Genomic DNA, 26,500 nt, shown 5'->3' on the forward strand with positions numbered 1-26,500 from the left:
TGTCACTTTTGGGGGATTTCGTACAGTTCAATGTCGGCGCTGTCCGGCCAACCCGCACAAGCGGGATCAAATCGCGAAACGGGAGGCGCGGATGTTCCGCTGCGCGCAACTCGAATAATTCGTTCAAAAAGAGAACAACGAGGGGAAGCGCAATGCGTGACATAACGCTGACGGGGGCTGCGTATGCCTCTATTCGAGTTTTGATAGCTGAGAAGAAAAAGTATCTGATCCCGATGACGATCACCTTCATGGTGGCGTTCATGGGACCGGTCATACTTGCCGGATTTGCAAGGGAAACGATGGGAATGCGCGTGTGGGGCGCGTTCAATCTCGGCTTCCTCCTGATTGCATTAAACTATCTGCTATCGTGGGTCCTGGCGCTGATTTACGTTCGCGTCGCAAACGATGTCTTTGATCCTCTTGCTGCCAAGGCTGTTTCCCAACTCAAAGCGGCAGGGAAACATCGATGATTACCCTCGGTATTTTTGCGCTCATTCTCCTTATCACGCTGGGCATAACCTACTGGGCCGCGAGACGTACAGCGACAACCGCGGACTTCTACGCAGCGGATAGTAGCCTGACGGCTTCGCAAAACGGATTTGCTTTGGCTGGCGACTGGTGCAGCGCGGCGGCTTTCCTCGGGTTCTCTGGATTGACGGCGCTTTATGGCATGGACGGAGCGTTCTATGCGATCGGGCCTCTCGTCGCTTTCTGCACTGTGCTCTTTTTAGTTGCGGAGCCACTTCGCAATTCCGGCCGCTATACATTGGGTGACGTTATCCGAAGCCGAATGCAGACGCGGTCTTCACTGCTTGCCACAATCGCCGGCACTATTGTCGTCAATTTCGCCTATCTAATGCCTCAGATGGCGGGCGCTGGAGTACTCGTTCGGTTGTTGACAGGCATTCCTTATGACTGGGCCGTCATCTTTGTCGGTATCGCGATGATTGTATATGTCGCTTTCGGCGGCATGCTCGCCACCACTTGGGTTCAGATCATCAAGGCCGTCTTTATGCTTGCGACCGGGGCACTCGTGCTGGGAATGGCACTGCGGCTAGTCAACTTCAATCCGCTGACCCTGTTCGACAACGCAGAAGCCAAATACGGCGCGAAGTACCTTTTGCCCGGCAACTACCTTAAAAATCCGTTTGACCAGATTTCCCTTGGACTTGGCTATGTGCTCGGTCTCGCGGGACTCCCTCATGTTATGACACGGTTTTATACCGTGCCGGATGCCAAGACGGCGCGACGGTCAGTCGTTTGGGTGATGTTCCTTGCCGGTCTGTTCTTCGCGGGTACGACACTTTTTGGTCTCGCAGCAGCTGACTTCGTTGGTCAGGACGTTATTCGCGCAGCAGATAAGGGAGGCAATCTTGCACTGCCTCTGCTGGCCCAATATCTCGGGGGCGGAAAAGGCACGCTAGGTGGCGAGGTGATGCTTGGGCTGGTCGCAGCTGTCGCTGTTGCGACGATTCTGGCCGTTGTCTCGGCCCTTACGCTGTCGACATCAAGCACTGTGGCGCACGACTTTTACACTAACTGGCTCAACCAGGGGAAAATCGATCCTAAGCGCGAAGTCATGGTTGCTCGCATCTCGGCGGTGGTGATCGGCATTCTTGCTGTCGTGCTAGGCATTCTAGCCCAAGGCATTAACGTCGCCGTCTTGGTGATTCTTGCAATTTGCGTTGCGGCCAGCGCCAACTTCCCAGTCCTCATCCTTTCGCTGTTCTGGAAGCGGTTCAACACCGGGGGAGTTATCGGTGGCATGAGCTTTGGTCTTATCTCGTCGGTCGTGCTGGCGATGATAGGGCCGGCAATGCGTGGCGCAGATGCTTTGTGGCCGCTGGTTAATCCAACGGTAGTTTCACTTCCGCTCGGTTTCCTCGGTGCCGTTATCGGTTCATTGATCGCCGGTCGCGACAAAGCCAATGAAACGCGTTTTGAGGATTTTACGGTCCGCGTCCACACCGGCGTTGATCCCACCTCATAACACCGTGCGGCCCGGATTTCGTCGGGCTGCATTCCATCCTGCTCCTAACAAAAAAATGGGTCTGCCCGTGACTATCAAAGCTTTCGTATTCGACGCCTACGGCACACTTTATGATATCCAATCCGTCGCCGCCGTAACGGATGAGTCCTTCCCTGGCTATGGTGAGGTCATTACGCAAGTCTGGCGTATGAAGCAGCTCGAATATACGTGGCAACGCAGCATGATGCAGCGTTATGTGGATTTCTCTGTAGTGACGCGGGAGTCTTTGGTCTACTCACTAAAGCTTCTTGGCCTCAACTACGATCAGGCGGTGTTTGACCGCATCATGGACAAGTACGTTCATCTTGATCTCTATCCGGATGCGAAGGTTGCTCTCGATGCGTTAAAGCCGAACAAGCTCGCTATTCTATCGAATGGCAGTTCGGATATGCTGGGTCCTCTTGTGAAGAATACGGGCCTTGACCGCATACTTGACGCCACGATTAGCATCGACAGCGAGCGAATCTTCAAGCCGGCCCCTGCAGCTTATGCGCTAATTGAAAAAAGACTCAGGGTGCAGCCGAGCGAAGTGGTCTTCGTTTCATCAAATCCGTTTGACGTTGTGGGCGCCAAAGCCTTCGGTCTTAACGTTGCATGGATCGAGAGGGTGACGCCGGAGGCGATGGCGGCGGAAGTCAAACCGAATGCGCCAATCTATCCTGTGACGATGTTCAAAGCGATCCGTACCCAGATGGATGAGCTAGGGTTTCAACCAGACCATCGCATCCATACGCTGTCGGAACTAGCAACTGTAGTTTAAGCGCAAACGAACTAGCAGCCCTGGTTGCAAAATAAACGACGTATTCTGGGAAATATTTATGTCTAAACGCAACATCCTGATCCTCGGAGCCTCTTACGGCTCACTGCTGGCCTCGAAACTTCTGTTCGGCGGCCATAACGTCACGCTGGTGTGCTTGCCGGCGGAGGCCGATCTCATCAACGCGGAAGGCTTTCGTGTGCGAATGCCGATCCGCGGCCGCAAGGACGAGATCGAGATCGATTCCCGGAAATTGCCGGGCAAGGTTTCGGCCGCCGGTCCCGCCGACGTGAACCCCAAAGACTACGACCTGATCGGTCTTGCGATGCAGGAGCCGCAATACGGTTCTCCGGGCGTGCGCGAACTGCTCGATGCCGTCGCGAAGTCGCGGGTGCCGTGCATGTCGATCATGAACATGCCGCCGCTGCCCTACATGCAGCGCATCCCAAACCTCGACGCCGGGCCGTTGAAGCCGGCCTACACCGCGCCCGAGGTCTGGGCGAATTTCGATCCGGGTAGGCTGACGTTGTGCAGTCCCGACCCGCAGGCGATCCGCCCGCCGGAGGAGAAGGTCAACGTCCTGCAAGTGACGCTGCCGACCAACTTCAAGGTCGCGCGCTTCGATGACGAGGCGAGCAACGAAATCCTCCGCAATCTGGAGCGGGACATCCAGGCGATACGTTTTGACGCACCGGAGGGCAAGATCGAGCTCCCGGTGAAGCTGCGCTTCCACGATTCGCTGTTCGTGCCGCTCGCGAAATGGGCGATGCTGATGGCGGGCAACTATCGCTGCATCACGCCGGACGGCATGCGCACCGCGCAGGAGGCGGTTCACTCCAATCTCGAGGAATCGCGCTCGATCTACAATTTCGTGGTGGATGTCTGCGTGAAGCTCGGGGCTTCGCGCGACGACATGGTGCCGTTCGAGAAATACGCCGCGGCAGCGGAAAGTCTGTCACGCCCGGCCTCCGCCGCGCGCGCGCTCAACAACGGCGCGCCGAACATCGAACGGGCCGACAAGCTGGTGCAGTTGACGGCCCGCGAGATTGGCATGAGCCACCCCGTGCTCGACGCCATCGTGGCCCTTGTCGACAAGCGTTTGGAGGCGAATCGGAAGAAGGCTGCGGCTTAGGGCAAGCGATGTTGGTCCCACGTAAATACAGTCATTACGTCTTTGGGATGATTCAGTCGGGGGTCACGAGTGGCTTGGCTGCCGGCGTGGCCACGTTCGGTTATCAGGGAGAAAGACTCTTTGCGCACTGGATGAAGTCTTGGCTGATTTCTTGGACCCTGATGGTGCCCTTGGTGCTATTCGCTGCACCGGCTATTCAGCGTCTTACTTTGACTCTGACGCGGGAGAGACCTTAGCGGACATTGGCAGGCTCAACCGTGGGACAAATTTTTAACCCGACCGCGACGTTTCTAACGCTAAACACCATGCCTCATTTTTTCCGGGCCATGCCTCCTTTTGTTTTTCCCTTCGTGTCGCTTCCAAAGAGCTCAAAGAGTGTCTGCCAGACCACCAGCCCAGCTGGAGACAGTGATCGGTCCCTTCTTTTGAAAAGCAGAATATTCCGACTCGTTTGAGGGCGCATCAGCGGTCGGGTGGTTAAGGTAGGGTGACTGTCGTAGGGCGCCACCATCTCTGGGACGACAGCTACGCCAAGGCCAGCCTCCACCATTCCCAGGACGGAGCTCGGCTGAGCAAGTTCCAGAACGATATGCGCGTTAATCTTCAGGCGCGCGAGAGTGTCAATAATTTGCTGTCTGCTACCTGAGGTATTGTTCAGCATAACAAGCTGACGATCGCCCAGTCGAGGCCACGGAATAGCGCGCTTTTTTGCGAAAACATCATCGCGACGACAAACCACTAAGAATGGATCGTTCATGAGCGTATGAATCTCAAGATCAGATTCTGCAATGAAGCCGCTGGAGATTCCAAACTCAATCTCTCCGCGTACTACCTTTTGAACGACTTCCTTGGCAGCGACGTCTTCTATTGAAAAAGAGACGTTCGGCCATTTCGTCGAGCAATATTCGATGCACCTTGGCATTAAGCTGCGTGCAATTGAGGGTACACAGGCCATTGCAACTGTGCCTCGGTGCTGAACCCCAATATCGCGCAATTCCCGCAAAACAGTGTCGAGTTCATTGAGTAAGCGGGCGCTTGTTGCCACTAATGTTTCACCAACGGACGTCAACCGGACCTGTCGTGTTGTGCGGTCGAGCAGTTTAACACCTAGTTCGGTTTCGACTTGCCGGATCGCAAGGCTTACGGCGCTTTGCGACGAGCCAATGTCTTCAGCTGCGCGGCTGAAACTGCGGTGTCTGGCAACTGCCAAAAACACCTTCAGCTGACGTAATCCGACATTCATAATAAAAACTCATGAGTTGATGCGATCTTTCAATTTTACATTGAAATGACCTCATCATTCAATGGAGGTTCTCAACGAAGCGAGATACCTCATGATCGATACACTGACTCCAAGTAAGTCTCCTCAGACTTCTCATTCAAAATCAGCAGCCCCTCTTCGCGTTCTTGGACGTTCAAACTCCTTCAACGTTCGCAAGGTTTTGTGGGTCTGCGACGAAATCGGAATCCCGTTCACGCGAGAGGATTACGGCCGCGGCTTCATGCCGACTGACACGCCGGAGTTCCTCGAGCTTAATCTGACGGGTCAAGTCCCGGTGATTATCGACGGCGATCGCGTGATGCGGGAGTCGAACACTATCGTTCGCTATCTCGCCGCCAAACATGGCGCCACCGACCTGTACCCAGAACATCCGGCTGGTCGGCAGGCGATCGAGGAGTGGATGGATTGGGTCGCATACGACGTCACGCATGCACTTCGCGGAGCATTTCTTGGCGGTCAACTAAGGGAAGCCCCGTACGATCATCCTTGGTACATCGAGCAAGGCCAGAAAGAGCTCATTCACGTTATGGGTCTCTTGAACAAGCACCTCTCGGAGAACGGGCCCTATGTGATGGGCGATCGCTTTACGATCGCAGATATTCCCGTGGGCCTAGTCGTCAACCGCTGGTTCAACCTCACCCATCCCGGTTTGAAACGGCCGGATTACCCCGCTGTCGCTGCTTATTACGAACTGATGACGGAGCGGCCAGCGTTCCGCAAGCACGGCCGAAACGGGCTGCCGTAAGCGTAGTGGTTATCAGCGATCTGGGAGGAAAACATGAAACATATGCCGGGACGTCATTTTCTACAAATTCCGGGGCCGACGAATACGCCTCTACCCATTCTTGCAGCGATTGCAAAACCAACGATTGATCATCGCGGTCCAGAGTTTGGTGAACTCGGCCTGGATGTTCTGAAACGTATCCGCGGCGTGTTCAAGACGAAGGGGCCCGTCATTATTTATCCCTGCTCTGGAACTGGAGCTTGGGAGGCGGCACTCGTCAATACGTTGTCCGCTGGCGACCACGTGCTGATGTATGAAACCGGATGGTTCTCCACTTTATGGAGCAAGATGACTTTGGCTCTTGGTTTGAAGCCCGAGTTTATCAAAGGTGATTGGCGAAGCGGCGTTGATGCAAAGGCGCTCGAATCTGCTCTTCTCGCCGATACAGCGCACAAGTTCAAAGCGGTGGCAGTCGTCCACAATGAAACCTCCACGGGTGCTGTGTCTAATATAGCGGCGGTACGAAGGGCCATCGACAACGCCAAGCACCCGGCATTGTTACTGGTTGACACTATCTCCTCGCTTGGATCGATCGACTTTCGTCATGATGAGTGGGGTGTGGATGTCACAGTTGGTGGTTCGCAAAAGGGATTGATGCTTCCGCCAGGCATTGCCTTCAATGCGATTTCGAACAAAGCGCTGGAGGCGTCGAAGCAGGCAAAGTTGCCCCGCAGCTTTTTGGGCTGGAACGAGATGCTCGCAGCCAACGCAACCGGCTATTTCCCTTACACACCATCCACGAACCTCCTTCAGGGGTTGAAGGTCGCGCTCGACCTGATCGAAGAAGAGGGGCTCGACGAAGTGTTCGCTCGGCATGACCGTGCTGCATCGGCGACACGCCGCGCGGTTGAGCATTGGGGCTTCGAAATTCAGTGCCGCAATCCGGCCGAGTATTCATCGTCGCTAACGGCGGTGAGACTGCCTGAGGGTCATTCCGCTGACCGGTTACGCAAGGAAATTTTGGAGCGAACCAATACTTCGCTGGGTAATGGACTGGGAATTCTTGCAGATCGAGTATTCCGCATCGGCCACCTTGGCGACTTCAATGCGGCCTCGGTGCTGGGCACACTTGCGGCCGTTGAAGTCGGTCTGAAGGCGACCGGAATTCCCTACCGATCTGGAGGTCTCGATGCCGCCATCGAGACTCTCAACGGAAATCTTCCTCCGAGCAACAAAATGGGAGAGGCGGCCGAGTAGTCGGCCACCTTCTGCAATGCATTTGAAAATCAAAAATATGTCGGGAGAGAAACAATGGCTATTACGCGGGAGGCGGAAGGTGTAGCGGCAAATGCCGCATCACCAAGCTCATCCATAAGTGCTCATACCCTGGTTACGACGCTTCTCTGCATTCTCTTTGCGATTATGTATCTCGACCGGGTGAATATCTCTGCTGCCGCCGCCTCTGTGAAGGATCATTTTTCCCTCACGAATGCGGAAATGGGCATCATATTCAGCGGATTTTCTTGGGCCTACTTGGCATCGGTCCTATTTGGCGGCTGGGGCGCGAGAAAGTTCGGCGCCAAATCAACTCTGATTGTCTGCGTGATCGTCGTCGGCATCGGAACGATCGCGACGGGACTCGCAGGCGGTCTTATAACTCTCTTCGTGGCCAGACTTGTCGTTGGATTGGGCGAGGGTCCTGCGTTCCCCGCGGCAACTCAGGCTATGCGGAATTGGTATCCCCCCGACCGCTTCGGCTATATCCAAGGCATTACGCATAGCGCTTCGCGCCTTGGAGCGGCACTTGCTCCTCCCATCGTGGCTGCGCTGATCATTTGGGCAGACTGGCGGGTCTCTTTCGTCGTGTGCGGGACCAGCGCGCTCATTTGGTGCTTTTTTTGGTGGTCGACTTTCCAGGATGATCCCAGAACTCACCCGCGTGTAGATCCCCGATGTCTTGAAGGTCTCACAGTCTCACTGCCCAATCGTCGCGCCAAAACGCCGTTATGGGTTCTCACCAAGCGTATGTTTCCGGTAACGCTGGTGATGTTCGCGTACGGTTGGACGTACTGGGTGTTTGTATCTTGGCTACCGCTTTACTTCGTAAACCAGCACGGGACCAATCTAAAAAACTCAGCACTTCTGACGAGCGCTTTGTTCTTCGCCGGGCTCATCGGTAACACCGTAGGAGGCGTCGTATCAGATCGAATCCTACGAAAAACGGGACGCAATCGGTTGGCTCGATGCAGCGTGATCGCCGTATCTCTCGTTGGAGCCGCTGTTTTCATTACACCAACGATGTTCATCAACGATTTGTACTACGTCGTCCCATTGCTAGCTTGTGCAATGTTCTTTCTCGAGCTGACGATTGCACCAATGTACGCCATTCCGATGGATATCTCGAAAGACTACGCGGGCCTTGGAAGTGCTTACGTGATCATGGGCGTTGGCATTTCCGGTATCGTATCGCCAGTGGTTTTTGGCTGGCTTATCGACCGTACGGGAAATTGGAATGTGCCTTTTGCGTCGGGCATTGGGATCCTGCTTGCCGGAAGTTTAGCGGTCATTCTGCTGCGGCCTGATGTGCCGCTTATTATCTCTCCGTCGAAGGAATAGATGCTGGTGTCAAACGGCCTGGCCGCTCTCTACAAAATGAAGCCCGCATGCTGTTTCGCAGAAGCCGAGTTGCGCACTACATGAGGAAGTTGTCGAGTGGGCTTGGTCATTTCGTCTACGGGATGATTCAATCTGGAATAACCAGCGGCGTCGCGAGCGGTATTGCGAGTTTGAATGCACTTGAAGAAGGGGGCTTCTTCACTCGGTGGTCTAAAGCATGGTTGATATCCTGGATAATCATGGTGCCATTCGTGTTACTTGCGGCCCCTCTGATCAGACGCCTGACTCTTCTCGTTGTTGCTGATGATGCGCCTCGAGTTTGATTTACGAGTATTGCAAATGAGACGAGTGAGTTATTTGAAGTTAGTTAAAGCTGCCGATGAGGCTGGGATGGAGCAGTCGATGAAAATGGATATTTGCGACTCGCCAATCAAAAACGAAACGACGCGGCGGCTACGTGTCGTTTCTTCGGTCTCATCAGAACAAGGCGGACAGAACGTGATTGATTTGGCCGAAATATCAACTGATCCAATCTGGGACTATTGACTGCAGGTGGCGACGATGATCGATCTCTATTATTGGACCACGCCAAACGGGCATAAAATTTCGCTTTGCCTTGAAGAAATGGGCCTGCGTTATTTGGTGAAGCCCGTAGAAATCGGGAAGGGTGAACAATTCAGGCCTGAGTATTTGGCGATTTCACCGAACAACAAAATTCCAGCCATTGTCGATCATGATCCGATTCATGGCGGTGAGCCATTGGCCTTGTTCGAATCTGGCGCGATCTTAATTTATCTTGCAGAAAAATCCGGCAAATTTCTGCCGACTCGGACCTGCGAACGTTTCGATGTCCTGCAATGGCTAATGTGGCAGATGGGTGGGCTGGGGCCCATGGCCGGGCAGAACCATCATTTCGCAGGATATACTGCTGAAAGGATTCAGTATGCGATCGACCGCTACGTGAACGAGACTAATCGACTATACGGAGTCTTAAACAAGCGCTTGTCTGAGAGAAAGTTCGTCGCAGGAGAATATTCGATTGCGGATATGGCAATCTATCCATGGATCGTTCCCTATGAGCGCCAGAGCCAGAAACTCGACGATTTTCCATATCTGAGGCGATGGTTTGAAACGATCAAGGCGCGGCCCGCAACTATCCGGGCGTATGATGTTGCGAAGAGAATAAATCCCACAAATGCGCCGACAGTAAATGAGCAGTCTAAGAAAATTCTATTCGGACAGACCGCCTTGAAATGATGAACCTCGGCGAAGAGCGAGCCTATCTTCTGCTGGTTTCAAGATGTTGATGAGCTAACCTGCCGGCGCAATTTCTCTCTGGCGGTGTCACAGGCTCGACTCCTTGTGTTCTTGGCTCGCGCAAGACGTCGGCAGAAAACTACCCTATCGCCACCATCACATAATAAATTGCATTGCGTGCCTTATCCACCGGTTGGCTGAGGCCTCGTTTATCGAACGCGCGTGAGGCGAGAGAATAAGATCCGACGTTGGCGGGGCGCCATGAAAATGTAAAGCGGCGCCATGCCCAGCCGGCTTCAGGCTCAAGTTCGGCTGCAGCCCAGTGGTTTCCTCCGTCAACGCTGACTTCCACCTGCGCGAGACCGGCACCGGCCCAGGCCCAGCCCCAAATCGCTATGTTGGTTCTTTCCAGCTTATCCTGTGGCGATGGCGATACGATGACGGATTCTGGCGGAAGCTCCCAAAGCGGTGTGGTGCCACCCAACGGGTAATCAGCGTTTGGGGGTATAGGATCATTATAATATTTCGTAGTGTAAGGACCGTCGGGCCGTCGGTCTGAGAGCTCGAGCCTGTAGAGCCATTTCACCAAGTTCGTGCCGTAGTAGCCGGGAATGACGAGTCGCAACGGAAAGCCGTGTTCTTGGTCCAGCGGTTTTCCGTTCATTTCATAAGCAAGAAGGATATCGCCCGCAGCGAGTCTGTGGAGCGGCATGTCTTTCAAATACACGCCCGATATCACGTCTTCGAAAACACCCTTATCGACTCCGAACGACCACAGGAAGCTGGCTTCCCGCTTGACTCCTGTCTCGTGGAGGAGGGAAGCCAAATCGACTCCGCCCCATACGACATTGGCGTAGCGACGGGTTGCAATGTCTGGTCTCAATGGAAATCCTGCGCATTCATGCAGTGCTGTCACCGTGCGCTTAGGCAGGGCGGAAAGCTCTGAATGATTCCAGCGCCGTGGACGCTCCACAAGGCCAGCAATATCAAGCCACCAGTCCTGAGCTTTGGCGCGCGGTACGCCAACATGGCCTAATATGAATACGTCGTCGTTCGGTGTTATCCGCTCCGTAAGTTGATGGGGCTGCAATGGAATATGGCGAATTGTGCGGTCTGGTCGAATCTCTTCGATAACCGGCCGGTCATGCTGAGCCGCCCTGATTTCGTCCGGGGTGGGGTTTCTCCCCTTCAATATATGCTCCTTACCTAAAATCTGACATGTTAGTTTGACATTGAAGGATCCTCATGTCTAGCTATCGATTGCCAATAGGGAGGTATGAGCATGGTTAGTGCAACGGATGGGGCCGAAGTCGTTAGGGTGACGGATCGGCAGCGACTAATGGCCGTATTCGCGTCCTGTTTTGGCTGGTCGCTGGATCTTTTCGATCTTTTCGTTTTGCTTTATGTCGCGCCGGTGATCGGAAAGTTGTTTTTTCCCTCCACTCACGCGACGCTTTCGCTGGCTGCAGTTTATGCGTCCTTTACGGTAACACTGCTGATGCGTCCGGTGGGGTCGGCAATTTTTGGCAACTACGCTGATCGGCATGGCAGAAAATCTGCGATGTTCGTCGCGGTGTCCGGCGTCGGCCTTGCAACGGCGGCCTTCGGTCTGCTTCCGACGCTGGCCCAGGCCGGCGTTTTCGCTCCTATCCTTTTCCTCGTTCTGCGCCTTGTCCAGGGCGTTTTTGTCGGCGGCGTCGTTGCTACGACTCATACGGTTGGGACGGAATCGGTTCCTGAGCAATGGCGCGGTGCGGTTTCCGGATTGGTTGGTGGGGGCGGCGCCGGCTTGGGTGCGCTTATGGCGTCTCTGGCATTCTGGTTTGCCACGACACTTTTTCCCGGTTCGGACTTCGATGTCTGGGGTTGGCGGGTGATGTTCTATTCAGGCATTCTCAGTTCTGCCTTGGGTCTTCTGATCTTCAAATACCTTGAGGAATCGCCGGTTTGGCTTGCCGCAAGCTCGCGTCGCGCAGCGGCGCGAGGATCGCAAAAGGCAAAATCCCCGGTCGGGGAACTGTTTTCAGGGCCGCTTCGAAACACCTTGCTGATCAACCTCCTTATTACTACGGGCGCTGGTTCAGCGTATTATGTAACGTCCGGCTATTTGCCGACCTTCCTAAAGGTGATCAGCAAAATACCGAATTCTTCGATATCGGCTATTTTGATCGGTTCGGCCCTCATTGCGACAATCAGTGGACCCATTGTCGGCTTCATCAGCGATTTGATCGGACGAAGGGCGACGTTCCTCGCAGTCGGATTGCCGGGTCTTATTCTGCTGCCGCTGATGTATCTGTGGATGGCCCAGACACAGGACGTCACCACGATCGCCATTTATGCGTTCGTCATTTCGTTCTTCGGTAACGCGGTGCTCGCGCCGGTTCCGATCTTTCTCAATGAGCGCTTCCCAACGGCGCTCCGAGCGAGTGGCACGGGCCTGTCCTGGAATATCGGCTTTGCGCTAGGGGGGATGATGCCGACGGTCGTCTCGCTCGTGAGCCGCGAGACAGCGAATATCCCTATGTCACTCGCGATATTTTGTTGTGGGGCCTGTGCGCTATTTGTGGTCGGGGCGCTTGCTGCTGGCGAAACAAAGGGCGCGAGACTGGACGAGTGAGCTTTTCAATAACATGCCAAATTGACATGTTAATATCCACGATATAGATCAGCTTAGCTAACGGAATTCAGGAGTTGTTTTTATGCGCATTCTTTGCTTAGGCGCGGGCGCCCTCGGCGGCTATTTCGGCGGTAGACTCGTAGAGAGTGGAGCTGACGTCGAATTTCTTGTACGTGAAGCGCGAAAGGCGCGAATTACGACCGATGGACTCCGGATAGAGAGCAAGTATGGAAACTGCCATCTGAATGTCAAAGCGGTTACCGCGAATGAAGCGAAGGGCCAGTACGACATAGTTCTGCTGACGTGCAAGGCGTATGATTTGCCTGGCGCGATTGCGACCATTGCTCCATTTGTCGGGTCGAACACCGCCGTGCTGCCGTTGTTGAATGGCGTTGCGCATATGGAAGTTCTGAACGAAAAATTTGGACGCGAACGAGTTCTAGGTGGCGTAGCGAAGATTTCGGCGACACTCGCGTCCGACGGCACGATCAAGCATCTCAACGATTGGCGCTACATCACGATGGGTGAGCAAAACGGGGAGATGAGCGACCGCGTTCTCAGTCTCAAGGCGGCTTTCGATAAAACCTCCGTCCTTGCGACGGCAGTTCCAAACATCATGCAGATGATGTGGGAGAAAGTGGTCCATCTCTCGACCGTCGCGGGGATGACATGTGCAATGCGCGCCAGTGTCGGCGATATTGCGCGCACGCAGGATGGCACTGCAATGATGATACAGCTTCTTGAGCGGAATGCTGAAATCGCAGGGCGCGAAGGGCATGCACCATCAGAGGCATTTCTGGCCGAGTACCGTCAGTTGTTTCATGACACGTCGTCGCTCTACATGGCCTCGATGCTGCGTGACATCGAGCGCGGCGGCTCGATCGAGGCTGATCATATTCTTGGTTTCATGCTGAACAAAGCCAAGCACCACGGCGTCGATTTCGTGCTCCATCAGTTCATCTTCGTTCATGTTCAGGCTTACGAACAGCGCCGTGCGGCACTGCAGGCAAAGGCGGTGGCGTAATGGCCAAGACTTATCGGATCGCGGTCATCGCTGGGGACGGAATTGGCAAGGAAGTGATGCCGGAAGGCATCAAGGTCATGGAAGCTGCCGCAAGTAAATTCGGCATAGGTTTCCAATGGGACGAACTGGACTGGTCTTGCGAGAGATTTAATAAGACCGGGCAGATGATGCCGAAGGATGGACTCAATCTCATCAAGGAGCATGACGCTATTTACCTGGGAGCCGTCGGTTATCCAGGCGTCCCTGACCATGTCTCCCTTTGGGGGCTGCTCATTCCGATTCGTCGTGAATTCGATCAATATGCCAACGTTCGGCCGGTGCGCCTGATGCCTGGTGTGCGCAGCCCGCTTGCGGACCGTACCTCTAAGGACATCGATATGGTGATCGTCCGCGAGAATACTGAAGGCGAGTATTCGTCGATCGGCGGCGTCAAGGATGAGGGCGGTGAGAATGAGCGCGCGGTTCAGGAAAGCGTCTTCACCCGCAAAGGCGTCGATCGAATCCTGAAATATGCCTTTGAGGCTGCAGGAAAACGGCGTCAGCACGTTACGTCAGCGACGAAGTCGAACGGCATCGCGATCACTATGCCGTACTGGGACCGACGGTTCGCGGCTATGGCCGAACAATACCCAGCCATCAAGACCGCCCAGTACCATATCGACATTTTGACTGCGCAATTTGTTCGCAATCCGCAATATTTTGATGTTGTGGTGGGATCCAACCTGTTCGGGGACATTCTTTCCGATCTGGGTCCGGCCTGTGCGGGCACAATTGCCATCGCGCCAGCGGCCAACATCAATCCGGAGCGGAAATTCCCATCGATGTTCGAACCTGTTCACGGTTCGGCACCGGATATCTACGGCAGGAAAATCGCCAATCCGATTGGCCAAATTTGGTCCGGGGCTATGATGCTTGAGCATCTCGGTCATCCGGAGGCTGGTGCGGCTGTGGTGGCTGCAATCGAGACGGTTCTGCGCGAAGGGCCACATAATCCTGACTTGGGGGGCAAGGCCTCGACCGAAGAGGTGGGTTCGGCAATCGCGGCTGCGATTTCTTGAGGTTAACTCGCCACTTCCCGAAATCCGGCGATTGGCTTACGGTAGGATTTATTCGAAAATGAATTCATATCGAATTGTAGCCAGGAAGCTGGCGGGATTACGGAGGCAGTAGGATCCAGATGTTGCAGCGAGCCCCAAATAGCGAAAGGGACTTATCGGCGGCTGACCTTGCTTACGGTGGCATTATCGATCTGGTGTTGAACAGCGAATTGCGGCCAGGCGAACGCACTTCTGTCAACCTTCTCGCCGCGCGTCTGGATATTGGCCGTACCCCCGTAAAGGAGGCAATTACGCGTCTGCAAACGGAAGGTCTGCTCTCGGTAGCGGGCCGAAGCGGAACCATGGTCAATCGCATTGACCGCGAGCAGACCCAGCAGCTTTTCGCCCTGCGTCGCGCGCTTGAAGATTTTGCAGCAGAGGGGGCGGTGGAGAATGCGACCACTAAGGATATTTCCGAGATCAGGAAGTGTCTTCAGAAATTGGGAAGATCGAACACCACTGCGGAATTTGTGCGTGCGAACGTCGAATTTCATTCGCTGATTGTCGCGGCCGCAGGAAATCCGTTTCTGGTTCGATTCTTTTCACAACTTCAAATTCAATTGCAAATCGTCACATATCTTTTGCGTAGAGGATTTGACAAGAAAGCTGCCGATGCGCGTCATCGTGAACATGAGACGATTGTTAAGGCGCTCGAGAAGCGTGATGCCAAGGTGCTGAAAAATGCTTTGCGTACGCATGTAATGACGACCGAGAGCGCCATCCTGGCTACGCTGACTGACAGCGAGAAGCGGGAAAGAACATTGCGGCGCAAATAGCGTTGCGTTTATCTAAATTGACATGTCAGGTTGAAATGTTACGCTAGGTGAATGACAATGAATAAATTGACAGACAACGATACGCAGGCGCTGAACCGCCTAAATATGCAGGCCGAGCCGAAGTACTTGGCGGCCTGTGTTCAGGCTGCGCCGGTGGCTTTCGACCTGCAGAAAACTCTCGAAAAAACGCAGGATCTTTCCGCCGATGCCGCGCGGCAAGGCGCGAAACTTGTTCTGTTTCCCGAGGCATTCGTCTCGGCCTATCCGCGCGGTGCGAATTTCGGCGCGACAATTGGCGCTCGCACCGCCGAAGGACGGGAGATGTTTCGGCGCTATCATGCGTCGTCGATCGATGTGCCGGGGCCGGCGGTGGAAGTGCTGGCAAGTATAGCCAAGCAAAATTCCATTCATCTGGTCATCGGCGTAATCGAGCGCGATGGCGGCACCTTGTATTGTACCGTTCTCACGTTTGCGCCCGATGGACGCTTTCTTGGGAAGCACCGCAAGCTAATGCCGACAGGATCGGAACGGTTGGTCTGGGGCTTCGGTGATGGTTCGACGCTTCCGGTCTACGACACTGAAATCGGAAAGCTTGGCTCGGTCATCTGCTGGGAAAATTACATGCCGATGATGCGGGCCGCTATGTATGCGCAGCGCATCCAGATCTATTGTGCGCCCACGGCGGATGGCCGTCCGACATGGGCTCCTTCGATGCAGCACATTGCGCTCGAAGGGCGCTGTTTCGTGCTGTCGAGTAACCAGTTTTGCCGCCGCAGCGATTATCCTGTCGACTATCCGTCCGACCTGCCGATGGAGGCTGATGCGATCGTCTCGCGTGGCGGAAGTTGCATCGTCGATCCGTTGGGAAACATATTGGCTGGGCCCTTATGGGATCAGGAGGGCATCATCACCGCAGAGATCGACGTCGCACAAGTGACGCGCGCTCTCTACGATTTCGATCCAGTTGGACACTACAGCCGTCCCGACGTTTTCTCATTGAACGTCGACAAAAATGAGAAGCGTGCAGTTAATTCAGTCGTCGCGGGCATTGATTGAGGCCTGCCTGAAAATGAAGCTGCTGATGCTCGCAATATCGGCTTGTAACTGACATGACAAATTGAGATAGCAGTTCTCATCACGGGGAGTGGAATATATGAGCGGTCCGTCACTTGTTTCTGTCAAAGACGTATTGGAATCCGTCGGTCACAATGCGCACGGCAATTGTTCCAAGGCTGTCCTGCATCAGGTTCCTGAGTCTGAAACCAGCCTGTTCAGCGTGCATCCGGGTGAAAAGCTCGCGCGCCACATCCATACCAGGACCTGGGATCTATTCATGGTGATCTCGGGGAAGGGCGAAATTCGTTACAAGGGCGAGGAGGGCGAAGGTGTGGTGCCGATGCCGGCGCGCGCGTTCTGCGCAATGCCTCCCGGCTACGAACATGAAGTCTGCAATCTAAGCGATACAGAGCCTTTCAGCTTTCTGCTGATTCATGCGCCGTGGACTGGCTACGACTTTGTGAAGACGAACAAGAGCTAAGGAACTTTCCTTCATCGACAAGCGAAAGGCCAACTGATGACTTTTCCAAAGTACGCTCGTGCGATTCTTGCCGCAGCTTTTGTGTTCTCCGTTGGAACGGCAAAGGCGGATTTGGTCAAGCTGACGATCCCTACGTTGCCTGCACCTTCGCTCGGTGCCTTTATGGGCCCGGTGATCAAGGCACAGAAGTTTGACGAGCAAAACGGGCTCGATCTTACCTTCCAGCAGAAGCCAACCGCGACCTATAGAACCGACTTCGCGGCTGGTACGGACCAACTGGGAGGGAGTGGGACGTTGCTGGCCGACGCTGCGCTGCTGAGAGATAAGGGGCTCAAAGTCACCTATCTCTTTAATGTCTTCGATTTCTGGGCCACTGTGGTGGTGCCGGAGGAGAGCAGCATTCGCGCTATCACCGATCTGAAGGGAAAGACGCTTACCGCGTCCCTACCCACCGCAAATTTTCCGATGTTTCGTTATCTGGCGAAGCTCGGCGGTCTTGACGTGAATTCCGTGCAGCTCCGCAATGCGGATTCGTCATCGTTGGTACCGACGGCGAAAAGCAAGCGTTCGGATGCCGTTCAACTGTGGGAGCCGGCCTACACCATTCTTACCTACGGCAATCATGATTTCCGTAGCATCGACGTAATGTCGCGGTGGAAGGAAAAAACGAACGAGAATGCCTTTCCTTATCTTGGCATCGCCGCCCACGAAGCCTGGGTCGATCAGAACAAAGCCGTCATTCCGAAGCTGTTTGCCACCTATCAAAAAGCGGCAGAGTTCATCAAAAGTCACCCCAAAGAGGCGTCTGCATTGATTGCAAAGAGCCTCAAGGTCAGCGCCCCGGTTATCGAGGATTTGCTTTCATCCGATCGGCTCCGCTTGAACCTGTATTGGGCCTCCGACAACAAGCACGCAGCTGATGAAGTCTTTAACGCCGCGATTAGCGAAGGTTATCTGAAAACCAAACCCACTGACGGCATCTTGTATGACCCCCGAAACTGATGACGTGCACCAGGAGGTCGATATCATGCACGGTAAGATAACCGGCTCAGTTGCCATACAGCCAGTTGAGCGAAGGACTCTGTGGTCGCGACTGGCCCAGCATCGACCCGCGATCATTGATCTTATTGCGGTCGCTGCCCTGTGGCAGATTTCTACCCATTACTTCTCCCCTGCCATCGTGCCGCCGCTCAAGGATATCGGCGATGCGATCTGGAAGATATTTTCCCAAGGGGACAACCTTGTCAGTCTTCTGGCAACGTCACTGCGTGTTGTTGCCGGTCTGACCATCTCCTTCGTCCTAGGAGCGGCGTTGGGAGTAACAATGGGACTCTTTAGCGGCATCAGAACCTATGCGCGGCCGTTGCTGCATATGATTCAAGGTGTGCCAGCACTATCCTGGGTCGTGTTTGCCGTGATCTGGTTTGCGCAGGTTGAAATTCGCATTGCCTTCATTCTGATTATCGGCACGCTCCCGGCCTTTGCTCTGTATATCGACAGTGCGGTCAAATCGGTGAATCTGGATCTGATCCATTTGGGTCAGGCGCTCCGTGCCAATCGTCTTCAGATTTTGACCAAAATCATCATGCCGGCGATCGTTCCTGAGATCATGAGCGCGTGGACAGTGAATCTGGGTAATGCGGTTCGCGTCGCCGTGATCGCCGAATTGATCGGGTCTACCACGGGTGTTGGCTTCCAGCTACTGCAAGCACAGGCCGTATTCGATATGGCGGGAGCCGTGGCCTGGACGCTCAGCCTCGTCGCCGTGTTGTTCGTCTATCAGGGCATTATCAGTCTGGTCGAAAGCCGCCTGCTTGCCTGGCGTCCGCGAAGCGAGGTGGCGTGATGACTGAGAATCCAATCGTTGCATTTTCCGGCGTAACAAAGACCTTCGTCAAAGATGGTGTGTCGTTCACAGCATGTTCCGATTTGTCTTTTACAGTTCAGCCCGGAGAGGTAGTTGCCATCGTCGGTGAAACTGGCTGTGGAAAGTCGACCGCCTTGTCGTTGTTGCTCGGCCTTCAGGAACCCAGTCGCGGCTCGGTACAAGTTCTCGCGATCGATCCATTCAAGGAATTCCATGCCTTGAAGGGCAGGCTCGGTATTATCTTCCAGAATGATCGTCTGCTTCCGTGGCGCACAGCGATCGAGAATGTCGCATTCGGAATGGAAATTCTGCATATCTCGAAGTCCGAGCGTATACAAAGTGCCATGCACTGGCTTGCCCGCGTCGGACTGGAGAGGTTTGCAAATTCGTATCCGCACCAATTATCAGGCGGCATGCGCCAGCGTGTATCGATTGCAAGGACATTTGCACTCAATTCGCCCCTCTTGCTTGCGGATGAAGCGTTTTCAGCGCTCGATGAAATTACTGCGACCGCGCTTCGTAATGATTTGCTGAACATGATCGGGGAAGAGAAAAAGACGACGATCTTCATCACTCACTCTGTCACTGAAGCTGCCGAGTTGGCCGAACGAATTTTGGTATTTGGGAGACCGGGGCGGGTTCTTTCAGAGATTAGAGCCAAAGACTTGATTGCCCACGGTGGAACACATGCCGATGTTGCCTCCGAAATTCGTGAAAGCATGAAATCCGCCAGATCTACGTCGGCTCATTCTATGACATCGTAGTCGGCAATTCATTGCTCTAACACTTCGGCAATTATCAGCTGGGCCTTTCCAGTGCGCCGACTGACCGGCTTCTCAGAGTAAGCTCATCAGTTACCTCTGTGCGAATGACAGATATCGACCCGAAGACGACATCCATTCTTCAAATTGCGGACGGCAGCTCTGCGCCACAAAGCGGACTTTCTAGCACGCGGCGGTGAGGGGCCGCTTGGCGCCCTCCTTATTGCCGTCCCGAGACGTTTCCTCCGGTTCAGATAGCTGTTTTTTCATCCATCAGCAACGCTCGGCGGAAATGTCGGATCGGTGTTGGTCACTTTCGGCCAGACCGCCAAGAGTCTGATGCCAACCAGCTTGGGAAACATGATCTTCAAGTGCTTCCCGCGTCTCGCGCAGAAAACTGACGACCTGGGACGCTGGCGAATTACTCCACCCGCTTTCAAGAGCTGGCATCTTGGCGAGTTCGGCACGCGTCAGATCCGAGAAGTCGATATCATCGAGTTCGTCTTTCGCGTCGATTGTCGGGAGTTGCACCTCGATCGTTTGTTCGAACGTCACCTGGAGATTAATCGGCCGCTTCTCCGCTTTGCTCGACGGCGACAGAATGGGGGATGATTTGCGGTCTCGAACCTACCTTCTTAGGAGGAATGGTCCCGATGTACTGCTCAGAAAGTACTCGCTGCCTCGGCGATGGCACGCCTCAATCCGGCATCGGACATCGTGGTGACTTTCCCACCGGAGCCGAGCGCAAAAGTTGCGGCAATGCCTCGAAAGCTTCATCGACTTCAATTCGATCCCAGACAGTGTCCGTATTAATCACACGCGGTGAAGGCATCCGACCGTCCTTGACCATATCGTCGAAAAGGGAAGGGGATACGCAGAACAACGAAGAAGTCTTCTTCGTCGAACAGGTGCACATGATAGATCGGCAAGGTTAGTTCGTCCGCGTTTAAGGATCGGCTCAACTCGTCGGGCATCGGTCATGATGGGCGACCTCTGCGCCGTCGTCCGCTGGGACGGGCAGGCTCAGCTTGCCTGACGTTTGGGAGGATCACTTCCAAGGCACGCGATTGCCATCAACGCGGTGGCCACGGCAAGAGCTGCTGCGGTCCACATCACGCGCCCGTACGTCTGGACAACTGCGACCGACGCGACATTCGAGGCGGAGGTCCCGCCGAAGGCTAATCCGAGGGCTGCGACCGCAAGGAGGCCGCCAAGACGCGCGGCTACGTTGTTCATGCCGGACGCCGATCCGCCCAGATCGCTCGGCGCGGCGTCCAAGACTGCGGTTGTAAGCGGCGCCACACGCGCCGTCTTACCTATCCCTGTCAAGACAAGGCCAGGTAGGAACCCGAGCCAGTACTCCGGTCGCGCGGCGGACAATGCGAATACGACGTAGCCGGAGGCAGTGATCACGCCTCCTGCCGCAGGCATCGTGCGGTTCCCGAGGCGTTGCGCAAGACCTCCAGCCGCACGCGAGCCAGCGGCCATGATTACGGAAAATGGCAGGAATGCTGCTCCTGCCGCAGCGGCAGAATAGTTGTGCGTGTAAATCAGCACGAAAGGCAGGCGAAAGAGCGCGCCCATCAGTACCACGCAGACGCCAAGGGCGGCGAGACCCTCCACGCCTGACACGGCTCCGTCAGCAAGGCCCGACCATTTGTGAGTTCGACCGAGCGTTCACCCAGACGCGAGCCGTGGAGGGGCCAGGGTCACCCTCGCGAGACGGTAGCGACGACATACGATCAAGGAGCCCCGGCGAAATGACGAGCGGCGTCACGGAGGCTCCCGCAAAGTGCCGTGTAAACTGATCGACTGCCGCGACCTGCTCTGACGAGCCAGCCAAGAGCTCTGTCAAAGTCTGAAAGGAAAGCACGATGATAAATTCGAACAATGATGGCGCTCCCCGCCCACATGCTGAGGTGGCCGACGATCTTGACGGCGCTGGCAGGCTCAACGGCCGTGCCGGCGGATCGGTGTTCTCGATCGGCGGCCCTGACGGCAAGGGGGGGCACGGCGGCGGGGGCGAATCCCTACGAGTTGCTGAGCGCTTCGCTCGCTGCGTGCACGGCAATGACGATACGGTTTCAGGCGCGAAGGCGTAAGTTCCCGCTTTCTCATGTCGAGGTCGCTGTGTCCTATCACCACGGAGCGGACGGCGGCCGGGACTCGTTCGAGCGCTCCATCAGGCTCGAAGGAAAGCTGCGCGATGAGGAGCGGGCCCAACTGATGCAGGCCGCGGACATGTGTCCCGTCGGACGAATGCTGGGCCTCAGCGCTGACATCCGTACGAACGACAAAATCAGCGGTGGGCGAGCGGCAAGATATGAAGACGACTTGAGCGAGCTTCAATCCCGAACATCGACCCCGACTAGTATGCCGCGAGATAGTCTGCGAGCGCCACTGCGTTGTTACGTTCCGTGTCGTGTGCACCGAAGAGCAACGTGACTTTGCCAGCTGATATAAGATCCGTCAGCTCTTCAACCGCGACTTGATTGGCGCGGAGTTCTTCAAAGTATCGATTGTGAAATTCGCGCCAGCGTTTCGGGTCATGGCCAAACCAGGTCCTGAGGCCGGCGCTCGGGGCGATGTCCTTTAGCCACACGTCGACGCTGGCATGCTCCTTCGTAAGCCCGCGCGGCCAGATGCGGTCGACGAGTACTCTCATGCCGTCGGAGGCCTCGGGCTGCTCGTAGACGCGTTTCACACCAGGCCGCATTGACCGTCGAGACATTGAATTCTCCAGCTCTCCCCTCCAAGGAGGGCACTTCCGTTAGGCTTCCTTGGCGGGACTGACCGCAGGAAAATCGATCGGGGTCTGGATCGCGTTGTTCATGAAATTGGTCAACAGGAACTGAGCAGTCAGCGCGATCATCTCGACGATGTTGGCGTCGGTCCACCCGCCGTCTTTGACCGCTGCGAACTGGGCGTCGGTGACTTTGCCGCGCGTCTCGATAAGCGCCTTCGCGAAGGCGACCGCAGCCTGGCGCTTGGGGTTGCTGGAGAGGCCCTGCCGGTTCAGGTCGATTTCCTCCGGAGGGATCTTTGCCATGTTCGTCGAGACGTAGCTGTGCGCGGCAAGGCAGTAGTCGCAACCATTAGCCTCCGAGACTGCGAGCGCAATCCCCTCCCTGGTCTTCAGGTCGAGGGTCTTCGACACCGGCCCCATCAGGCCAGCCCAACCGCCGAGGGCGTTCGGACTGATTGACATCAAGCGATAATGATTCGGCACGAAGCCGAGCATCTTGTTGATGTTGTCGAGAATTGCTTGGGATTCCGCGGGCGCGTCGTCGCGCCCCGGGATATCGATGCGGGACATGTTCCTCTCCATTGCACGCCGGCCAGCTTGGTCTTTGAACCACACTGATAGCCCCTATCGTTCGGCGGCATAATCCGATAACCGTGAGAAACGACCTCTCGGAATGTGAGAGAAGATGGACCGGCTTGAAGCAATGTCGATTTTGGTAGCGTCGGCCGAGGCCGGCAGCTTTTCCGCGGCCGGGCGGCAGCTTGGCGTTCCCCTACCAACCGTCAGTCGGAAGGTCGCTGAACTGGAGGCACACCTCAACACCCGGCTACTGGTCCGATCGACTCGGAAACTGTCACTGACCCAAGCGGGTCTCGCCTACATTGCCGCCTGCAAACGCATCCTGGAACAAGTTGACGAGGCGGAATCTCAGGCCTCCGGGGAGTACACTGTCCCGCGCGGCATCCTTACGATGACGGCGCCGATTGTCTTCGGACGGCTCCATGTCATACCGGTCGTGAACGAGTTCCTCGCGAGCTTCGCACAGATCAGTGTTCAGCTGATGCTCTCCGATCACACCGTAAACATTGTCGACGAGCACATCGACCTGGCCGTCCGCATCGGCATGTTACCGGATAGCACGCTCATCGCGACGAAGGTGGGCGAGATCCGGCCCGTAGTGTGCGGCAGCCCTGAGTATTTCGCCGCTCATGGCGTCCCAAAGACGCCCGGTGACCTGGCCGACCACATGTGCGTGACTTACACAGCTCTGGCGTCTGGGATGACGTGGATCTTCAATCCGCGTGGCAAGGCGCCGAAGAGCGTGCGTCCCTACTGCCGGCTGAAGATCAATACCGCCGAGGCCGCCATCGACGCGGCGATCGCCAGCGTCGGCGTCACGAACGTGCTCTCCTACCAGGTCGCCCGGGCGGTAGCTGCGGGGAAGCTCAAGCTGATCCTGGAGGACTACGAGCCCGATCCGATCCCGGTGCACCTGGTGCACACGGGACAGGCGATCCTGCCTCTCAAGCTCCGACGTTTTATGGAGTTCGCCGCGTCCCGGCTGCGAAAGTCGCTGGCGGCTGACCTAGCCAAGGTCTCTGCGCCAAAATCCGGCCCAAAACCGAAGAAGTAGCTATCTCACCCGAGGCAACCACTCATGCAGGACAAGAATAACTCAAACTTTCGCGGCAAGACTACCGGAGCCACACTACATAAGCGATTATGCTAGCGGCAAATCGGGCCGCGCGCGACGGGCGGAAAATGTCACTCCAAGACAAATTGGACGCTGTCAAAGCCGAGGATTTGGCCAAGACCCCGCCGAACGTGACGCTGGTTCGCCAACGGGCGGTGGAAGCGCTTGTCACATCCGGGTTGGGAGAGCGCGCCGCGCAGGCCGGGGAGCAAGCCCCTCCGTTCCGGCTACATGACGGGCGCGGCCGGGCGTTCTCGTCGCGTGAGGCGCTGCGTCGCGGCCCCATAGTCGTCGTGTTCTACAGGGGGAGATGGTGCCCCTACTGCACCGTCGACCTTCGCGCGATCGAATTGGCCTCTCACGATATACGTAGCTTCGGCGCTTCGCTGGTCGTCGTCTCGCAGCAGACGGCTGACAACAGCCTTGAGACGCAGAGGCGCAATGAGCTTTCATTCGCCAGCTTGGTGGACGCCGGAGGCAAGGTCGCGCACACTTTTGGCCTGCGTTGGAAAGCCTCCGACGAACTGCGCGCCGTCGAAGAGGTATGCGGCATGGATCTCGCGAGTTTCAATGGTGATCCGAGCTGGACGTTGACCATGCCGGCCCGGTACATCGTGGCGCCCGACGGGATGATCGAGTACGCCGACATCAGCGTCGACTACACGCGGCGCGGCGACCCGTCCGAACTGCTTCCGGTCCTCGCCCACCTCGCCAAGCACTAGCGCGCTCTCAGGCTCCAGAAAGCGTGTCCAGGCGTCCAAACCAATAGACCGGGCCATTCCAACGTGTGCACGCAAGTGGCATCCATGCGCCATGGTTATGGCGTGTCCCGTCACGCCGTCGAGCACAAAGGCTCGTCAGTATAGACAGCCGCAACTTGACGGAGAACAACACATGGAGCTTCATCAGGCTCGCTACTTCCTCGCCGTCGCATCCACGCTCAACTTCACGCGCGCGGCCGAACAGTGCAACGTCACGCAGCCTGCCCTGACCAAAGGGGTACAGAAGCTCGAGCAGGAACTCGGCGGCCAGTTGATCTACCGCGAGCGCCAGCTGACGCAGCTTACCGACCTCGGGAAGGAAGTCCTTCCGATGTTGGAACGTACTTTGACCTCGGCCGAGGCGGTGCGTCGCAGAGCCCAGGAGTTCCAACGAAAGGAGGTCGCGCCACTGAAAATCGGCCTCGCCCCCTCCATCTCGGCCTCACTCGTCCTCGACCCGATCGCCGAGATTGCAAAGTTCGTCCCTGGACTTCGCGTCGAGCTACGCGAGGGTACAGCGGAGGAACTCGTCGACCTCTTGCTTGAGGGAAAGATAAACGCCGCAATGGTCGGGGACGTGCAGGACATCCCCCCCCGCATTGACGACTGGTCGCTGTTCGAGGAACGTTACGTCGCGTTTCTCTCGCCGACACACCAACTCGCAAGCCGTCCCTCGATCCGCATCGACGACCTCCGCGAAACCATCTTGCTCGAACGTGCCGGATGCGATGTCGCCCTTAAGATTCAACGATCGTATTTCCCCGAGGAACCGGCCAACCACGGCCACTGCAGCGCTCACGAACTGCACTTGCAGCACATGGCCGCGGCTGGCTTCGGCGTGATGCTCGCGCCCGAGCACATGCCGTGCCTTTCGGCGCTCAAGACCATTCCGCTTGAAGGCGACCCGGTTTGGCGGGAGGTCCACCTCCTGACTGTGCAGGGGCGACGCTACTCGCCGGCGCTGGATGCTTTCGTCAAGGTCGCACGGCTTCGCGACTGGTCGATCGACGTCTCCCATCGCGGCATGCCCCACGCAACGCTTCCGGAAGCGGCAGGCGTGCTGGCATGACCGCGACACGCACGCCGCCGACCAACCACTTCAAGCCAATCGATCCGCAGTCTGACGCCCCATCGATGCCAAACCAGACCGACAAGACACTTGCCCAGATTCGCTCGGAGCTGTTGGCGACGTTCAGCGCCGCAGACTGGGAGTCATACAATCACCTCGTAGGGTGGCTTCGCGATACAGACGTGGCATCGCACGCGTTGAAGGTCGGAGACACCGCGCCCGACTTCGTCTTGCCGGACGCGAACGGCCGTCTCCACTCCTCCGAGCAACTACGCCGCGACGGTCCCCTCGTCCTGAGTTTCATCCGAGGCGGCTGGTGTCCGTTCTGCACCGCAGAGCTATGTGCACTTCAGGCCGCAAAGGATGAATTCGAGAGTCTCGGCGCAACGCTCGCGGTCCTGACACCGGAGACGAGGCAATTCCCGCGGCACCTCAAGCAACGCTTGGGGCTGGACCTGACGGTACTCTCCGACGTCGACTACGGCGTTGCGGTGTCGTATGGCATTTTATTCCGGGTGCCCGACGAGACCAAAGCGCACTATTCTGCTCTAGGTTTCGACCTCGGGGCGCGGCACGGGTCACCGGACTGGATGCTGCCCATTCCCGCAACTTACGTGATCGACACGGAAGGCCGGATCCGCAGCGTGTTTGTCGAACCCGACTTCACGATACGGGAGGAACCGGGGCAAATCTTGGCCTCACTGCGCCGGACTGTTTCCACCTGCTAGCCTGACGGGGCCGGCCATCCAGCATCA

General features: G+C 56.2%; 32 protein-coding genes. 27 read left to right on the forward strand and 5 right to left on the reverse strand.

The window, feature by feature from the left end:
• The first annotated feature begins 152 nt into the window (after positions 1 to 152).
• The 5 genes from HMPREF9697_RS15215 (at position 153) to HMPREF9697_RS15235 (ending at position 4,154) form a co-directional block, all read left to right on the forward strand.
• Positions 153 to 470, forward strand: a complete 318-nt coding sequence (locus HMPREF9697_RS15215; RefSeq protein ID WP_002718126.1) for a DUF485 domain-containing protein — start codon at positions 153 to 155, stop codon at positions 468 to 470.
• A complete protein-coding gene (locus HMPREF9697_RS15220; RefSeq protein WP_002718127.1) occupies positions 467 to 1,990 on the forward strand; it encodes a solute symporter family protein in 1,524 nt (507 codons plus the stop codon). Before HMPREF9697_RS15215 ends, HMPREF9697_RS15220 begins: the two co-directional genes overlap by 4 nt.
• A 67-nt stretch (positions 1,991 to 2,057) precedes the next feature.
• Positions 2,058 to 2,789, forward strand: a complete 732-nt coding sequence (locus HMPREF9697_RS15225; protein WP_009338381.1) for a haloacid dehalogenase type II — start codon at positions 2,058 to 2,060, stop codon at positions 2,787 to 2,789.
• 58 nt (positions 2,790 to 2,847) lie between these two features.
• Positions 2,848 to 3,918, forward strand: coding sequence for a ketopantoate reductase family protein (locus tag HMPREF9697_RS15230; RefSeq protein WP_002718129.1), 1,071 nt, complete (start codon positions 2,848 to 2,850; stop codon positions 3,916 to 3,918).
• Positions 3,919 to 3,926: 8 nt separating this feature from the next.
• Positions 3,927 to 4,154 carry a DUF2798 domain-containing protein gene (locus tag HMPREF9697_RS15235; RefSeq protein WP_002718130.1) on the forward strand — a complete coding sequence of 76 codons (228 nt, stop codon included), beginning with the start codon at positions 3,927 to 3,929 and terminating at the stop codon, positions 4,152 to 4,154.
• Between the two features lie 74 nt (positions 4,155 to 4,228).
• Here the strand turns inward: HMPREF9697_RS15235 and HMPREF9697_RS15240 are convergent, their stop codons facing one another.
• On the reverse strand, positions 4,229 to 5,161 hold the full coding sequence (locus HMPREF9697_RS15240) for a LysR family transcriptional regulator (protein ID WP_002718131.1): 933 nt from the start codon (positions 5,159 to 5,161) through the stop codon (positions 4,229 to 4,231).
• 91 nt (positions 5,162 to 5,252) lie between these two features.
• Between HMPREF9697_RS15240 and HMPREF9697_RS15245 the strand changes: the two genes are divergently transcribed.
• The 6 genes from HMPREF9697_RS15245 (at position 5,253) to HMPREF9697_RS15260 (ending at position 9,797) form a co-directional block, all read left to right on the forward strand.
• Positions 5,253 to 5,945: a glutathione S-transferase family protein gene (locus tag HMPREF9697_RS15245; RefSeq protein ID WP_002718132.1), complete on the forward strand. Its 693-nt coding sequence runs from the start codon at positions 5,253 to 5,255 to the stop codon at positions 5,943 to 5,945.
• 33 nt (positions 5,946 to 5,978) lie between these two features.
• A complete protein-coding gene (locus HMPREF9697_RS15250) occupies positions 5,979 to 7,181 on the forward strand; it encodes a pyridoxal-phosphate-dependent aminotransferase family protein (protein WP_002718133.1) in 1,203 nt (400 codons plus the stop codon).
• A 54-nt stretch (positions 7,182 to 7,235) separates the two neighbouring features.
• A complete protein-coding gene (locus HMPREF9697_RS15255) occupies positions 7,236 to 8,540 on the forward strand; it encodes an MFS transporter (RefSeq protein WP_002718134.1) in 1,305 nt (434 codons plus the stop codon).
• A gap of 80 nt (positions 8,541 to 8,620) precedes the next feature.
• Positions 8,621 to 8,863 (forward strand): DUF2798 domain-containing protein, encoded by a 243-nt coding sequence (locus HMPREF9697_RS20550; protein WP_081602594.1) that lies wholly within the window; start codon positions 8,621 to 8,623, stop codon positions 8,861 to 8,863.
• A 25-nt stretch (positions 8,864 to 8,888) separates the two neighbouring features.
• Positions 8,889 to 9,086, forward strand: a complete 198-nt coding sequence (locus HMPREF9697_RS21050; protein ID WP_147293866.1) for a hypothetical protein — start codon at positions 8,889 to 8,891, stop codon at positions 9,084 to 9,086.
• Positions 9,087 to 9,101: 15 nt separating this feature from the next.
• Positions 9,102 to 9,797 carry a glutathione S-transferase N-terminal domain-containing protein gene (locus HMPREF9697_RS15260; protein WP_002718135.1) on the forward strand — a complete coding sequence of 232 codons (696 nt, stop codon included), beginning with the start codon at positions 9,102 to 9,104 and terminating at the stop codon, positions 9,795 to 9,797.
• A gap of 139 nt (positions 9,798 to 9,936) precedes the next feature.
• On the opposite strand, the gene HMPREF9697_RS15265 is transcribed toward HMPREF9697_RS15260, so the two are convergent.
• Entirely contained in the window at positions 9,937 to 10,989 is a 1,053-nt protein-coding gene (locus tag HMPREF9697_RS15265) for a molybdopterin-dependent oxidoreductase (protein WP_002718136.1), read from the reverse strand.
• Between the two features lie 90 nt (positions 10,990 to 11,079).
• Between HMPREF9697_RS15265 and HMPREF9697_RS15270 the strand changes: the two genes are divergently transcribed.
• The 10 genes from HMPREF9697_RS15270 (at position 11,080) to HMPREF9697_RS21255 (ending at position 20,088) form a co-directional block, all read left to right on the forward strand.
• Positions 11,080 to 12,414 carry an MFS transporter gene (locus HMPREF9697_RS15270; protein ID WP_002718137.1) on the forward strand — a complete coding sequence of 445 codons (1,335 nt, stop codon included), beginning with the start codon at positions 11,080 to 11,082 and terminating at the stop codon, positions 12,412 to 12,414.
• 82 nt (positions 12,415 to 12,496) lie between these two features.
• Entirely contained in the window at positions 12,497 to 13,438 is a 942-nt protein-coding gene (locus tag HMPREF9697_RS15275; RefSeq protein WP_002718138.1) for a ketopantoate reductase family protein, read from the forward strand.
• A complete protein-coding gene (locus HMPREF9697_RS15280; protein ID WP_002718139.1) occupies positions 13,438 to 14,496 on the forward strand; it encodes a tartrate dehydrogenase in 1,059 nt (352 codons plus the stop codon). Before HMPREF9697_RS15275 ends, HMPREF9697_RS15280 begins: the two co-directional genes overlap by 1 nt.
• Before the next feature lie 119 nt (positions 14,497 to 14,615).
• Positions 14,616 to 15,311 (forward strand): GntR family transcriptional regulator, encoded by a 696-nt coding sequence (locus HMPREF9697_RS15285; protein ID WP_002718140.1) that lies wholly within the window; start codon positions 14,616 to 14,618, stop codon positions 15,309 to 15,311.
• 57 nt (positions 15,312 to 15,368) lie between these two features.
• Entirely contained in the window at positions 15,369 to 16,367 is a 999-nt protein-coding gene (locus tag HMPREF9697_RS15290; RefSeq protein WP_002718141.1) for a carbon-nitrogen hydrolase family protein, read from the forward strand.
• Between the two features lie 97 nt (positions 16,368 to 16,464).
• Positions 16,465 to 16,848, forward strand: a complete 384-nt coding sequence (locus HMPREF9697_RS15295) for a cupin domain-containing protein (protein ID WP_002718142.1) — start codon at positions 16,465 to 16,467, stop codon at positions 16,846 to 16,848.
• A gap of 36 nt (positions 16,849 to 16,884) precedes the next feature.
• Positions 16,885 to 17,850, forward strand: a complete 966-nt coding sequence (locus tag HMPREF9697_RS15300) for an ABC transporter substrate-binding protein (protein ID WP_002718143.1) — start codon at positions 16,885 to 16,887, stop codon at positions 17,848 to 17,850.
• Complete coding sequence (locus HMPREF9697_RS15305) at positions 17,834 to 18,694, forward strand: ABC transporter permease (RefSeq protein ID WP_244597787.1); 861 nt, start codon at positions 17,834 to 17,836, stop codon at positions 18,692 to 18,694. Before HMPREF9697_RS15300 ends, HMPREF9697_RS15305 begins: the two co-directional genes overlap by 17 nt.
• Entirely contained in the window at positions 18,694 to 19,479 is a 786-nt protein-coding gene (locus HMPREF9697_RS15310; RefSeq protein ID WP_002718145.1) for an ABC transporter ATP-binding protein, read from the forward strand. Before HMPREF9697_RS15305 ends, HMPREF9697_RS15310 begins: the two co-directional genes overlap by 1 nt.
• Before the next feature lie 303 nt (positions 19,480 to 19,782).
• Complete coding sequence (locus HMPREF9697_RS21255; protein ID WP_147296377.1) at positions 19,783 to 20,088, forward strand: hypothetical protein; 306 nt, start codon at positions 19,783 to 19,785, stop codon at positions 20,086 to 20,088.
• Positions 20,089 to 20,499: 411 nt separating this feature from the next.
• Here HMPREF9697_RS21255 and HMPREF9697_RS15320 read toward each other — a convergent pair whose 3' ends face one another.
• Positions 20,500 to 21,108 (reverse strand): MFS transporter, encoded by a 609-nt coding sequence (locus HMPREF9697_RS15320; protein WP_244597788.1) that lies wholly within the window; start codon positions 21,106 to 21,108, stop codon positions 20,500 to 20,502.
• 242 nt (positions 21,109 to 21,350) lie between these two features.
• Between HMPREF9697_RS15320 and HMPREF9697_RS21560 the strand changes: the two genes are divergently transcribed.
• Together HMPREF9697_RS21560 and HMPREF9697_RS21740 are read left to right on the forward strand one after the other, a co-directional pair.
• On the forward strand, positions 21,351 to 21,578 hold the full coding sequence (locus HMPREF9697_RS21560) for a hypothetical protein (RefSeq protein ID WP_002718147.1): 228 nt from the start codon (positions 21,351 to 21,353) through the stop codon (positions 21,576 to 21,578).
• A complete protein-coding gene (locus HMPREF9697_RS21740; protein WP_430642169.1) occupies positions 21,514 to 21,921 on the forward strand; it encodes an OsmC family protein in 408 nt (135 codons plus the stop codon). Before HMPREF9697_RS21560 ends, HMPREF9697_RS21740 begins: the two co-directional genes overlap by 65 nt.
• Here the strand turns inward: HMPREF9697_RS21740 and HMPREF9697_RS15330 are convergent.
• Together HMPREF9697_RS15330 and HMPREF9697_RS15335 are read right to left on the reverse strand one after the other, a co-directional pair.
• On the reverse strand, positions 21,845 to 22,207 hold the full coding sequence (locus tag HMPREF9697_RS15330; protein WP_002718148.1) for a DUF488 domain-containing protein: 363 nt from the start codon (positions 22,205 to 22,207) through the stop codon (positions 21,845 to 21,847). The genes HMPREF9697_RS21740 and HMPREF9697_RS15330 overlap by 77 nt on opposite strands.
• A gap of 39 nt (positions 22,208 to 22,246) precedes the next feature.
• The gene (locus HMPREF9697_RS15335) at positions 22,247 to 22,792 is read right to left on the reverse strand and encodes a carboxymuconolactone decarboxylase family protein (RefSeq protein ID WP_002718149.1); all 546 of its coding nucleotides are present in this window, start codon (positions 22,790 to 22,792) and stop codon (positions 22,247 to 22,249) included.
• Between the two features lie 115 nt (positions 22,793 to 22,907).
• Between HMPREF9697_RS15335 and HMPREF9697_RS15340 the strand changes: the two genes are divergently transcribed.
• The 4 genes from HMPREF9697_RS15340 (at position 22,908) to HMPREF9697_RS15355 (ending at position 26,473) form a co-directional block, all read left to right on the forward strand.
• Complete coding sequence (locus HMPREF9697_RS15340; protein WP_002718150.1) at positions 22,908 to 23,855, forward strand: LysR family transcriptional regulator; 948 nt, start codon at positions 22,908 to 22,910, stop codon at positions 23,853 to 23,855.
• A gap of 128 nt (positions 23,856 to 23,983) precedes the next feature.
• The gene (locus HMPREF9697_RS15345) at positions 23,984 to 24,637 is read left to right on the forward strand and encodes a peroxiredoxin-like family protein (RefSeq protein WP_244597791.1); all 654 of its coding nucleotides are present in this window, start codon (positions 23,984 to 23,986) and stop codon (positions 24,635 to 24,637) included.
• Between the two features lie 172 nt (positions 24,638 to 24,809).
• Positions 24,810 to 25,745, forward strand: a complete 936-nt coding sequence (locus HMPREF9697_RS15350; RefSeq protein ID WP_002718152.1) for a LysR family transcriptional regulator — start codon at positions 24,810 to 24,812, stop codon at positions 25,743 to 25,745.
• Positions 25,742 to 26,473, forward strand: coding sequence for a peroxiredoxin-like family protein (locus HMPREF9697_RS15355; RefSeq protein ID WP_002718153.1), 732 nt, complete (start codon positions 25,742 to 25,744; stop codon positions 26,471 to 26,473). The genes HMPREF9697_RS15350 and HMPREF9697_RS15355 overlap by 4 nt, the downstream gene beginning before the upstream one ends.
• Positions 26,474 to 26,500 lie beyond the last annotated feature (27 nt).

The organism is Afipia felis ATCC 53690, from assembly GCF_000314735.2.
In the GTDB taxonomy this organism is placed as follows: Bacteria; Pseudomonadota; Alphaproteobacteria; order Rhizobiales; family Xanthobacteraceae; genus Afipia; species Afipia felis.